The 11,807-nt window shown below is 70.6% G+C and carries 12 protein-coding genes; 4 read left to right on the forward strand and 8 right to left on the reverse strand.

Translation table 11 applies throughout. The features are described 5' to 3' along the window. Positions 1–185: 185 nt before the first annotated feature. Genes Acor_RS27415 through Acor_RS27435 form a run of 5 tightly spaced genes read right to left on the reverse strand, consistent with a single transcriptional unit; the run spans position 186 to position 4,870 of the window. Positions 186–1,253, reverse strand: coding sequence for a VWA domain-containing protein (locus tag Acor_RS27415; RefSeq protein WP_155339645.1), 1,068 nt, complete (start codon positions 1,251–1,253; stop codon positions 186–188). Next, the gene (locus Acor_RS27420) at positions 1,254–2,195 is read right to left on the reverse strand and encodes a VWA domain-containing protein (protein ID WP_155339646.1); all 942 of its coding nucleotides are present in this window, start codon (positions 2,193–2,195) and stop codon (positions 1,254–1,256) included. It abuts the gene before it with no gap. Beyond that, positions 2,192–3,073 carry a DUF58 domain-containing protein gene (locus tag Acor_RS27425; protein WP_155339647.1) on the reverse strand — a complete coding sequence of 294 codons (882 nt, stop codon included), beginning with the start codon at positions 3,071–3,073 and terminating at the stop codon, positions 2,192–2,194. The genes Acor_RS27420 and Acor_RS27425 overlap by 4 nt, the downstream gene beginning before the upstream one ends. A 4-nt stretch (positions 3,074–3,077) precedes the next feature. Then, positions 3,078–4,061, reverse strand: a complete 984-nt coding sequence (locus tag Acor_RS27430; RefSeq protein WP_155339648.1) for an AAA family ATPase — start codon at positions 4,059–4,061, stop codon at positions 3,078–3,080. 20 nt (positions 4,062–4,081) lie between these two features. Further along, positions 4,082–4,870 carry a S1C family serine protease gene (locus Acor_RS27435; protein WP_218034514.1) on the reverse strand — a complete coding sequence of 263 codons (789 nt, stop codon included), beginning with the start codon at positions 4,868–4,870 and terminating at the stop codon, positions 4,082–4,084. Between the two features lie 166 nt (positions 4,871–5,036). On the opposite strand from Acor_RS27435, the gene Acor_RS27440 reads away from it, so the two are divergent. After that, positions 5,037–6,167: an NAD(P)/FAD-dependent oxidoreductase gene (locus Acor_RS27440; protein WP_155339649.1), complete on the forward strand. Its 1,131-nt coding sequence runs from the start codon at positions 5,037–5,039 to the stop codon at positions 6,165–6,167. Positions 6,168–6,264: 97 nt separating this feature from the next. On the opposite strand, the gene tnpC is transcribed toward Acor_RS27440, so the two are convergent. Continuing rightward, the gene (gene tnpC, locus Acor_RS27445) at positions 6,265–7,713 is read right to left on the reverse strand and encodes an IS66 family transposase (protein ID WP_155339650.1); all 1,449 of its coding nucleotides are present in this window, start codon (positions 7,711–7,713) and stop codon (positions 6,265–6,267) included. Between the two features lie 57 nt (positions 7,714–7,770). Here tnpC and Acor_RS27450 point away from each other — a divergent pair, with 57 nt between their 5' ends. Next, positions 7,771–8,286: a hypothetical protein gene (locus Acor_RS27450; protein WP_155339651.1), complete on the forward strand. Its 516-nt coding sequence runs from the start codon at positions 7,771–7,773 to the stop codon at positions 8,284–8,286. Here Acor_RS27450 and Acor_RS27455 read toward each other — a convergent pair. Then, positions 8,256–8,942, reverse strand: coding sequence for a TetR/AcrR family transcriptional regulator (locus Acor_RS27455; RefSeq protein WP_155339652.1), 687 nt, complete (start codon positions 8,940–8,942; stop codon positions 8,256–8,258). The two genes, Acor_RS27450 and Acor_RS27455, sit on opposite strands and share 31 nt — an antisense overlap. A gap of 51 nt (positions 8,943–8,993) precedes the next feature. On the opposite strand from Acor_RS27455, the gene Acor_RS27460 reads away from it, so the two are divergent. Then, positions 8,994–10,157: an FAD-dependent monooxygenase gene (locus Acor_RS27460; RefSeq protein ID WP_155339653.1), complete on the forward strand. Its 1,164-nt coding sequence runs from the start codon at positions 8,994–8,996 to the stop codon at positions 10,155–10,157. A 75-nt stretch (positions 10,158–10,232) separates the two neighbouring features. Then, positions 10,233–11,216 carry an LLM class flavin-dependent oxidoreductase gene (locus Acor_RS27465; protein WP_218034515.1) on the forward strand — a complete coding sequence of 328 codons (984 nt, stop codon included), beginning with the start codon at positions 10,233–10,235 and terminating at the stop codon, positions 11,214–11,216. A 93-nt stretch (positions 11,217–11,309) separates the two neighbouring features. On the opposite strand, the gene Acor_RS27470 is transcribed toward Acor_RS27465, so the two are convergent. Further along, on the reverse strand, positions 11,310–11,777 hold the full coding sequence (locus Acor_RS27470; protein ID WP_218034516.1) for a YdeI/OmpD-associated family protein: 468 nt from the start codon (positions 11,775–11,777) through the stop codon (positions 11,310–11,312). Positions 11,778–11,807 lie beyond the last annotated feature (30 nt).

Below are 11,807 nucleotides of genomic sequence, written 5' to 3' on the forward strand. Positions count from 1 at the left end.
TCACTGTGCGCCCGACACCGGGCTGAGGACATCCGGGACGACCACTGATTCGCCACGGTAAGAACCACGTAACCACCGGGCGGGCCGTAGGGGTACGGACCGTCAGGGTAGACGCATCCGATACGCCCGGCGTCTGCCCGTCCGGACTGAAGGGCGAGGTCTATCGTCTTCTCGCCGCTTAGCGATCATCCTCCGCCTGCCGCCCGTCCGCTCCTGAGCCGCCCGGAGGGCCGGTTGTTCCACCAGAGGGAGAGCGCGACCGCGGCCGCGATGAGGAGCCCGCCGGCGCCGGCGAACCAGGCGGCGATGTCGGCCTGCTCGTTCACGAAGGTGAAGGTGCCTGACAGCTTGCCCAGGGCCTCCTGGAGCTGGTCGGCGTTCTGCGCGCGGTAGTACGACCCGCCGGTGGTGTCGGCGACCTGCCGGAGCGCGTTCTCGTCGATGGCCAGCCGGCCGCGCCCCCGGTCGAAGCCGCCGCGGCCGGGAGGGCCGAAGCCGCCGTCGAACTGCGTGCTGTCGCACACCCTGGGCACGGGCGTGGTGGTGCCGAACCCGATGGTGAAGACCCGTACGCGGCGGAGAGCGGCTTCCTGGGCGGCGGTCTGCGGGTCGACGCCTTGGGTGTTCGCGCCGTCGGTGAGCACGACGATCACACTGCTCGCAAAACCCTGGCCACGGTCCGCGGGCTCGGCGCCGGTCGGGGCGACCGAGGGATCGACCTCCGCGATGGCGTCGAGCGAGGTGAGGATGGCCTGGCCGATCACGGTGCCACGGGAGGTGACCAGGCCCTCCAGCGCGTCGAGCAGCGCCTGCGTGTCATCGGTCGGGGGGACGATGAGGCCGGCGGTGCCCGCGAAGGTGACCAGGCCGATGCGCGGCCCGCCCTGCTGGGAGCGGATGAAGTCCGCGGCGGCTTCCGTGGCGGCGGTGATGCGGTTCGGGTCCACGTCGGTGGAGCACATGGAGCCCGAGATGTCGAGCGCGAGCAGGATCGTCGCCGAGGCCATCGGGACCGGTACGGTCGCCTGCGGGCGCGCGGCGCCGAGACCGAGCACGACGAGCCCCGCCGCCAGCAGCGCCGCGGGGATCCAGCGCCGCCAGCGGACCCGTCCGGGCAGCGCCAGCCGTACCAGCGCGACGGAGGTGACCCGGATCGCGGCGCGCCGGCGTCGCCGCCGCGTCAGCCACCAGATCGCGAACACCAGCGGGGCGGCCAGGAGGGCGGCGAGCGCCCAGGGCCAGGTGAAGGACATTCAGACCACCCGTCCGGTCCGGAAGACGGTGAGCGCCGACCCCGCGGTGAGCAGGGCGAGGGCGACCGCGATGAACGCGCCCGCGAGGGGAAGCGGCTCGTCGCTGACGGTGAGCCGCAGGTCGATCGTCGAGGCGATCCCGTCGAGCCGGTCCGCGTCGGAGCCGGGATAGTACGTGCCGCGGGTGGCCTCCGCGATCGATGCGAGCGCGTCCTCGTCGAGCGCGGTCTGCAGGCTGTATCCGTCCACCTTCACCGCCGTCCCCGCAGTGGTGCCGATGCCGACGGTGTGGACGCGCACACCCGCCTGCCCGGCCACCGCCACGGCGCTTTCGGTGTTCTCACCCAGGTCCTGGCCGTCGGAGAACATCACGATGGTCGCCGAAGGCCAGTACCCGACGTCGGGGGCGGCGCCGTCGCGTCCGAGGGCGACCTTCTCGCCGGTGATCGCGGAGAGCGAGGCGAGGATGGCGGTCCCCAGCGAGGTGCCGCCGGTGACCCTCAGCCGATCGATCGCCGCCAGGGCGGCGGAGTGGTCGGCGTCCGGCCGCGCGGTGGTGAGGGCGCCCCGCTCGAACGCGACGACGCCGATGTCGACGCTGTCCGGCTGCGCCCGGATGAACGACCGTGCCGCCTGCTGCGCGGCCGCGAGCCGGCTGGGAGCGATGTCGTCGGCGCCCATGCTCGCGGAGACGTCCATGGCCAGGATGACCGTACCCGAGGCGCGTGGCACGGGCACGGACGCGGTCGGACCGGCGATGGCCACCGCGAGAACCGCGAGGCCGCCGATGGTGAACCCGGTGCCGAGCTGGGTACGGCGGCGGTTCGGCGCGGTGATCCCGGCGGCGGCCCATTCGGCCGACCGGCGGCGCGCGAAGACGACGGCCACGGCGGCGAGCGCCGCGGTGACGAGCAGGCCGAGGGCGAGAAGATAGAGGTTCACGTGCGCCGGTCCCGGGTCCGGGCGACGACCTCGACGAGCGCCTCGGCGAGATCGCGATCGGTGTCGACGCGGTGGACCGGCACCCCCGCCTCGCGCATGCCGTTCGTCAGCCGGGCGTCGCGCGCGTCGACGGCCGCACGGAAGCGGACCCGGAACAGCGGATCGCCGGAATCGACGATGAGCTGCTCGCCGGTCTCCGCGTCCTCCACCACGATGAGCCCGGCCTCCGGCAACTCGTCGTCCGTGGTGTCCACTACGCGGAGGGCGACGACCTCGTGCCGTCGCGCCAGGCCCAGCAGCGAGCGTTCCCAGTCGCCTTCGCCGATGAAGTCGGAGACGACGACGATCAGGCTGCGGCGCCGGGCCAGGCGCGCGACCGCGTCGAGCATCGCGGCCAGGTCGGTCGTCTGGCCGCTGACCGCGGCGGCGGTGCGGTCCAGCTCGGCGCCGATGCGCAGCACGTGCCTGCGGGTCGCGCCGGGCGGCACGACCCGCGGCACGCCCATGTCGAAGAGCAGCGCGCCGACGCGGTTCCCGCCACGGCAGAACAGCCGGGCGAGTACGAGCGCGAGCTCCGCGAGGACCTCGTGCTTACCGCGTCCCGGCCGGCCCGCCGCCATCGACGCCGACCGGTCGAGCACGAGCCAGACCGTCATCTCGCGATCCTCGTTGAACTGCCTGAGGTGCGGCTCGTTCAGCCGGGCGGTGACGTTCCAGTCGATGTGGCGCGCGTCGTCGCCCTCCACGTAGGCGCGCAGCCCGGCGAAGTCGGTCCCCGCCCCTCGGTGCACGGTACGGTGGCCGCCCTGAAGCCGCCCGTCGAGACGGCGGACGACCCGCCATTCCAGGCGGAGCAGGAGTTTCTCGGGGGCTCGCATCGGATCAGCGGTCCTGAAGGACGGCAGCCGGTACGCGTACGGCCCCGAGCACGCTCGTCACGATCGTGTCGGCGTCGACGTCGTCGGCGAGAGCCTCGTAGGAGAGCATGATCCGATGGCGCAGCACGTCGAGGGCGAGTTCGGTGACGTCGTGGGGGAGCACGTAGCCACGGCCGCGCAGGAACGCGAGGGCGCGTGCGCCGATCACGAGCGCGATCGAGGCGCGGGGACTGGCGCCGTAGTTGACGTATCGTTCGAGCTGGCCGAGCCCGGCGTTGCCCAGGGCGCGGGTCACGGTGACCAGGCGCACGGCGTAGTCGACGATGGACGGGTCGACGTACACCTCCCGCACTCGGGCCTGCATCCCGATCAGATCGTCGGTGCTGAGTATCGCCTGCGTCGGATCCGGCGGCCTGAGCGCACGGTCGACGATGGCGTGCTCCTCGGCGCCGCCGGGGTAGTCGACGACGACTTTCATCATGAACCGGTCCACCTGCGCTTCGGGCAGCGGGTAGGTGCCCTCCGACTCGATCGGGTTCTCGGTCGCCATGACCAGGAACGGCTCAGGCACCCGGAACGTCTCGCGGCCGATGGTGACCTGGTGCTCCTGCATCACTTCGAGCAGCGCGCTCTGCACCTTGGCCGGAGCGCGGTTGATCTCGTCGGCCAGCAGCAGGTTCGCGAAGACCGGCCCCAGCTCGGTCCGGAACTCGCCGGAGTGCTGATGGTAGATCCGGGTGCCGATGAGGTCGGCGGGGACGAGGTCGGGAGTGAACTGGATCCGCTGGAACTGCCCCGCTATCGCGGCGGCGAGCGACTTGACGGCGAGCGTCTTGGCCAGGCCGGGTACGCCCTCGACGAGCAGATGGCCGCCGGACAGCAGGGCGACGGCCATGCGTTCCAGCAGCACATCCTGGCCGACGATCGTGCGCTTGACCTCGAACAGCACCCGTTCGAGCGGGTTGGTGGACTTCGCGGGAAAGGTCATCGGGGGGGTTCCTTCTTCGCTCAGATCTGTGGTCCGTTTCCGTCTCCGTCTCCGTCTCCTCCGGACAGAGCCGTGCCGATGGGCACCGCGAAGGCGATTCCGGCGAAGGCCTCGTCTTTGCCCGGGTCGGCGATCGAGACGACGATGCCGATGACGAGCCCTCGCGCGTCGAGAAGCGGGCCGCCGGAGCTGCCCGGGTTGACGGACGCGTCGAACTGGATGAGTCCCTCCAGGTCGCCGCCGTCGGATTTCGATGCCCGGTTCAGGCCCGAGACGACGCCGGAGGAGACGCTGAAGGTCAGCCCCAGCGGATTGCCGATGGCGACGACCGGGGCGCCCACTTCCGCGCCGCCGCCGAGAACCGCGGGAACGAGGATTTCGGGCAGCGACGCCGGGGTGAGCAGTGCGATGTCCTGGTCCGGATCGGCTGATGCGACCCGTGCCTGCGCCTTGGTGCCGTCCGCGAAGATCACGGTGATGGCCTTGGCGCCGGCGATGACGTGGTTCGCGGTCAGGATGGTTCCGTTATCCGCTGCGATCACGCCGGTGCCGATCGCGTCGTCGGTGCGTATGACGACGACGGAGGGCCCGACCTGCTGGAAGATCTCCGACACGGTGGGACTGGTGGTCGCCGTCGGGGTGGGACTCCGGGTGGGAGACGGTGCGCTCTGCGTGCTGGTCGTCCGGCCGAGCAGGAATGCGAGCGCCGCCATCAGGGCGACCGCACCTACGATCAGCAGGCGACCTGGGACTCCGGCCATGACCCGCCGCGACCCATCAGCGTTCGCCCTCTCGGGCTCGCGTTCCACGGCTTCACCGTACAAGGCTTGGGTGAAAAGAGGATTAAATAGTCACGCTTGTCCGCTTGGGCCTGTGGAGTACGGAAAGTCATCGTGTGGCGGCGCTGTGGAGGTACGGTGCGGGTAGCGTGCAAACCGCCGTACGGGTGGGGTATCGCCTCTACCGTCGCAGAGTATGCAGACAGTGGACGTACTGGTCGTGGGTGCGGGCCTGGCTGGCCTGCACACCGCCCGCCTGCTGGCGCAACGGGACCTGAGTGTGATGGTCGTCGACCGCCGCAGGTCGTTGTCGGCGGGCATCCGCACGACGGGGATCTTCGTTCGCCGCACCCTCGATGACTTCGACCTGCCGGACCACCTGCTCGGGCCCGGCGTCCGGGACGTGCTGTTGTATCCGCCGTCGCGGCGGGCGCCGATCCGGCTCACCAGTGACCGGGACGAGTACCGCGTGGCCGACATGGCGGCTGTGTACGAGCACGCGCGCCGCGCCGCGGAGTCGGCCGGGGCACGGGTCCTCTTGGGCGTGCGGTATGTCGACGTGTCGATGGGTTTCGTGCGGTTCGATGGTGCGGAGCCGGTGACGGCCCGGTTCATCGTCGGCGCGGACGGAGCCCGCTCCCGGGTGGCTCGTGATCTCGGCCTTGATGTCAACCGGCGTTTTCTCGTCGGCGCCGAGATCGTTCACCCGATCGTGCCGGGCACGACCGCCCCGGAGTTCCACTGCGTGCTGGACCCTCGGATCGCTCCGGGGTACCTGGGGTGGGTCATCAACGACGGCCGGCATGCGCATGTGGGCGTCGCGGGTTATCCGGACGCGATGCGCACGGGCGTCCGCCACCTGCTGGACGCCTTCGCCGCGGACGCGCCCGGTCGGGCGGCGCCGGCCGGTCCGGTCGAGCGTCGAGGCGGTCCGATCCCGGTCGGCGGTGTGCTGCGGAGGTTGGCGTGTCCTGCCGGGCTGCTGGTCGGGGACGCGGCCGGCGCGGTGTCGCCGCTGACGGCCGGCGGTTTGGACCCCTGTTTGCGCATGTCCGAGCTGGCCGCGGCGGTCGTCGCCGGGTACCTGTGTACCGGCGACCAGCGCGTGCTCCGCCAGTACGACGGGAGCGCGTTGCGGACCCGGTTCCGCGGCCGGCTGTTGCTGCGCCGCGCGTTCGCCGGCATCCGGTCCCCCGCCGCGGTAGAGGCGGCGGTGACCTTGCTACGCGCTCGTGCCGGTCGTGCCTTGGCGGCGCGGATCCTGTTCGGCGACGGCTCGTTTCCCGATGTCAACCCACGTCTCGAGCGCTTCTCCAGCTACAGATAACCGCTGGCGTCGGGTGCAGTGTGTGATCGTCGCATCGTAAGACTCACGAGCAGGGTAAGCATTCATCAGCTCTGTGACGCCGTGTGATGTCTGCTGGTCAGTCGGCCAGGGCGACCGGAGGCATCCAGAGATTGCCGGTGAAGGCACGGCGGATCGCGTCCAGGGCGTTCAGGCCGTGTTTGCGGGCCGAGTCGAGATAGGAGCGAACGGCCAGCCAGGCAGCGGCCCCGGTCTCGGACTGGTGGCAGCCGGAGATCTTCACCTGGGTCTTGACCGGGCGCAGCGCACGCTCCCCGGTGTTGTTGGTGAAGGGCACCGGGCCGGGACCGTCGGCAAAGCGCAGCACGTCGCCACTGCGGTCGCGTAAACGCTCCAGCAGGTTACGGGCCGGGCTCTGCTTGCGGCCCGGGGCACGAGGGTGCAGCGACAATCCGACCGCCACGCCGTGGTGGAAGGACTCCAGGTAGACCAGCGCCCGCTCCGGCGGGATGTCGCTCAGCCCTTGGCCGGCGGCCTTCTTGGCCTGCTTGTTCAACTCCGCCAACGCCCAGCGCACCTGGATCGGCCAGCGCTGGGTGGGATGGTCTTCGACGGCGGCGGTCAACTCCCTGATCAAGTGCGCCCCACACAGTTGGTGCCGAGCCTGCGGGTAGCCGTCATACGAGGCGAGGGAATGGACCACCACACCACGAAAGTCCGGCAGCACGCCCAGCGCGTTGGCGCCCCGGCGTGAACGCGGCCCCAGCCCGAGCAGGGTCAACCGCTCGGTGCAGGCCACATGCAGCCACCGCCGCCCGCTCCCGATCCGGGTAGTGGTCTCATCGGCGTGCAGCACATGCCCCAGCGTCAACAGGGCACGGATCAGCTTCAGGCTGTCGCTCACCGCGCCGGCGGCCTGGCCGAGCACGCCTGAGACCCAGCCGGTCGAGACGTTCGCGCCGGTCAGGTCGGCGATCAACCGAGCCGTCCGCTCAACCGGGATGTGCTGGAAGACCAGCAGATAGACCGCCAGCGCGCGCAGGTCCGGCCCATAGGAGGACGCGGAACCGGCCACCGTGGCGGGCATCGCCGCCCGGGTCGTCGCCCCGCACGCGCACCGGCACCGGTGCGCGCGGTGCTCAATCACCGACACGGTGACCAGGGGAATGTCCCACACCTGGCGGCGCTCGTAGCCGGCGCTGTCGATCAGTCCCAACCCGGCCCCGCACCCAGCGCAGGACTCGGGCAGGTGAGCCTCGACCGAGTCCGGCTGCTCGACCAGGGCCAGCCCGCCACCCGCCGATCCCGGCTGGCCTCCCCGCCGCCGTCCGCTCTTGGGCGTGGCCTTCTTCTCCGGCCGGGTGAAGGTATCGGCCGACGGCGGCAGTGAGGAGTTCCCCGAGTTGCGGCCCAGTCGCCGCTCCAACTCGGCCACCCGGGCCTCCAAGCGCACCACTTCGCCGTGAAGTCTCTCGTTCTCGGCCCGCAACTCGGCGATGACCCGCGCCTGCTCCACGACCAGGGCGGCAAGCTCGTCATACGACGGACGCCCATCCCCAGCCTGCACCCGAAGATCATCCCACGAGCGGCGGGCTGCTCACGCCGTACCTGATCTCGACCCCTGATGAATGCTTACCATCCCAAGGCGTACGCCGCACTACGCCACGCTGACGTCGCGGTCCTGGCGACCGGCGGTCGCCAGGCCGCGAACGCCGTCCGCGACGCGGACGTGGTGGTGTGCGCCACCAGCTTCCGCGCGCCCGTTTTCGATTCGGCGCTGGTACGCGATGACGCGATCGTGATCGCCGTGGGCTCCCACGAGCCCACCGTCCGGGAGGTCGACGCGGCCCTGTTCCAGCGTGCGCAGATCATCGTCGAAGACGTGACGACGGCGCTGCGCGAATGCGGCGACGTGGTGATGGCCATCGAAGAGAACGCCATCGAAGAGAACGCCATCACCCCGGACCAGCTGATCCCGATGCGTTCGGTCGTCTCCGGCGAGGTGAGGCTCACGCCGGACCGGCCCGTCCTGTTCAAGAGCGCGGGCATGTCCTGGCAGGACCTCGTCATCGCCGAAGCCATCGTCTCCCGCCTGGAAGAGAACTCCCATCAAGCGGGAGGTTTCTCCACGGCCGTGTAGCGGTGCAGATCGTCGGCGGTGTACGGGGCGCCGGGAAGGGGGGACCCAGAACCCGCGCGCAGGCCGTTCAGCATGATCTCCACCACCCGGGCCCTGGCCTGCTCGTCGGGCATGCTCGGCGGCGTGTAGACGTGCAGGGTCATCAGCAAAGCCACGTCACCGGGGCCGATGTCGCCGCGCAACGCGCCTTCCGCGTGCGCCGTCTCGGTCATCCGGAGGACGGCGGCGATCACCCGCTGCCGTATCTCGTGCAAGTCGGGGCCCGCCCGGAGTCGCTGGTGCAGGTGCGGTTCGAGCTTGGCCGGGAGCACGCCCAGGCGTAGTTCGGTGCAGGCGCGCAGGAATCGGCACAGCGCGTGCCAGGCGTCGGGCTCTTCGCGCTCGGCGGTCTCCGCCATGTCGGCCAGGCGTCGCAGGCTCTCCTCGCCGACGGCGCGGAGCAGCGCGTCCCGATCGGGGAAGCGGCGGTACAGGGTGCCGATACCGACGCCCGCCCGGCGTGCCACGTCCTCCAGGGGCACGTCGATGCCCTGTTCCAGGAACAGCTTCTGGGCGGCCGCCACGATCAGGTCCCGGTTGCGGCGCGCGTCGGCCCGCAGCCCCGCCGTCTCCTGGTCCACGGCCACCCCCAAAGAAATTGGACGATTTTCCTCCACTTAGGGTACCGTGCAATAAGTGGAGGAAATTCGTCCGGTTAGTGAGGTGTCATGAGCAAGCAGACAGTGCTGATCTCCGGAGCCGGTGTCGGCGGTCCGACCCTGGCCTACTGGCTGGCCCGGCACGGCTTCGAGGTGACGGTCGTCGAGCGCGCCGAGACGCCGCGCTCCAGCGGGAACCCGGTGGACGTCAGGGGAAGCGCCGTGAACGTCGCCGAGCGAATGGGGGTCCTGCCCCGGTTGCGCGAGGCCGCCACCGGCAACACGGGGCTCAGCTTCGTCGACGCGGCGGGACGGCGGGTCGCCCGGATGGACATGCGCGCCGCGCAGCGGCAGGGCGAGGTCGAACTGCCGCGCGGCGACCTGGCCTCGATTCTGTACCAGGCCGGCCGCGACCACGCCGAGTACCTCTTCGACGACTCCATCGTGACCCTCGGCCAGGACGAGCGCGGGGTCGAGGTCACCTTCCTCAACGCCGCGCCCCGCCGCTTCGACCTGGTGATCGGGGCGGACGGCCTGCACTCGGTGACGCGGAAGCTGGCCTTCGGGACGGAAGCCGGGCTCGTCAGCCACATGGGCCTCTACGTCGCCACCACACCGCTCGGCGTCCCGTCCCGGCCCGGCAGAGACGTCGTCATGCACAACACGCCGGGCAAAGCGGTCGCCGTCAGCCCCACACCCAGCGGCGACCTGGCGTTCTTCCTCTACCGCAGCCAGGCAGAGCCCGGCTTCGACCACCGCGACACCGGGCAGCACAAGCGCATGCTGACCCGCGCGTTCGCGGACGTGTCCTGGCGGGCCCCCGAACTGCTGGCCCACGTACGCGCCGCCGACGACCTCTACTTCGACTCGGTGAGCCAGGTGCGCCTGCCCCGCTGGTGGAACGGCCGCGTCGCGCTCCTCGGCGACGCCGCGTCCTGCGTGTCCCTGTTCGGGGACGGCTCCACCCTGGCCATGGCGGGCGCCTTCACCCTCGCCGAGGAACTGGCCGCCAGCCCGCACGACCCCCAAGCGGCCTTCCACCGGTACGAGATCGCGCACCGGCGCCTGGTGGACCCCAAGCAGCGCAACATCGGACAGGCCGCCTCGCTCATCGTCCCCGCGACCCGACGGGGCATCCTGGCGCGGAACCTGGCCACCCGCCTGTGGCCTGCCGTATCCGCCGTCGCACGATTGAGGCGCGCGGTCGGCAAGCCGGTCATGGCCCTGCAATGATGGTGACCGTGTTGCCGTGCGGAGTAGGGGGTAGCTGTGCCGCTGACCTCGCAACCTTTGCGAAAGCTGGGCTTCTTGACCATCGGCCTGTTCGACGGGGCCGATCCTCGCCGGGGTCACGAGTCAACGCTTGAAACCATCGAGCTGGGCGAACGACTGGGTTTCGACAGCGCCTGGGTGCGGCACCGTCATCTGCAGTACGGCATCTCCTCCCCGGTCGCCGTCCTGGCGGCAGCCTCCCAGCGGACCAGCCGTATCGAGCTGGGCACCGCCGTCATCCCCCTGGGGTGGGAGAACCCGCTGCGCCTGGCCGAAGACCTGGCGACCCTGGACATCCTGACCGGAGGACGCCTCAACCCAGGTGTCAGCATCGGCCCCCCGCTCCACTACGACCAGGTCAAAGACGCGCTCTACCCCACCAGCTCGGACACGGAAGACTTCAGCTACGAGCGGGTACGGCGCCTGCTGGATTTCGTACGCGGCGAAACAGCCACCGATTTCAGCGGCGTCGAGGGTTTCGAGGTGTTCTCCGACCGGGTCCAGCCGCATTCACCCGGTCTGGGCAGCCGCCTCTGGTACGGCGGCGCCAGCCTGCGTTCGGCCGAGTGGGCGGGCGAGCACTCCATGAACTTCCTCACCAGCAGCGTCGTCAAGGCCGAGGAATCAGAGGACTTCGCCGAGATCCAGCTCTCGCACGTCCGCGCCTTCCGCGCCCACCACCCGGACGGCGACCGCGCCCGCGTCTCCCAGGGACTCGTCGTCATCCCCACCGACACCGCCACTCCGGAGCAACGCGCCAAATACCAGGAGTACGCGGAGAAGCGCACGCCGCGTACCGCGACGCCTCAGGGCCCGGCGCGACTGATGTTCGCGCTCGATCTCGTCGGAACCTCCGATGAGATCGCCGAACGGCTCTACGCCCACGCCGCTTTCCGGGAGATCGACGAGGTCGCGTTCGCGCTGCCGTTCACCTTCGACCACGACGACTACGTGCAGATCCTCACCGACATCGCCACCAAACTCGGCCCGGCACTCGGTTGGCGCCCCGGCGTCCTGTAGACCCGCCGGCACTCGGTTGGCATCCCGGCGTTCTGTAGACCCGCTCGGCCTCAGCTGGCCAGCGCCTGCGTTACCGTGTCGCGGCCGACGGACTCAGGTCCTGGGACGCTGTTTAACCCCCGCCTCCAGCAGCGCGACCACTTCGGCGATCCGCTGCACCCGCCTCTCGGGGCGGCCTTTGGTGGCATCGATCCAGCGCAGATAGGCCCGCTGGTAGAACTGGGCGAGCGAGTCGAAGAAATCGCCCCCCACCGGGCTGGCCGCCAGCGCCGCGGCCATATCCTCGGCGAGGTCCGCCCGCTGCGGTCCTTCCGGCGCCAGCACCACGGTCACCCGCGCACCCGGCTCCGGCCCGCACCGCAGCCAGGCGGGACCGAGCAGGAAACCACGCTGCCCTTCGTGTTCGGTGATCACCGCGCGGATACCCAGCCCGTTCAGCGTGCCCGTCACCCGATGCACAGGCTTGGGCGCCCAGACCGCATCCGGATCGAACGGCACCGGGACGAACATGCGTCCCCGCCCGCCCGACCGGCTGTCGACGGTGTATTCCTGCTCCCGCACTCCCCGATACTGTCACGGCGTCACGCGGCG

It is taken from the genome of Acrocarpospora corrugata, assembly GCF_009687845.1.
Classification (GTDB): domain Bacteria; phylum Actinomycetota; class Actinomycetes; order Streptosporangiales; family Streptosporangiaceae; genus Acrocarpospora; species Acrocarpospora corrugata.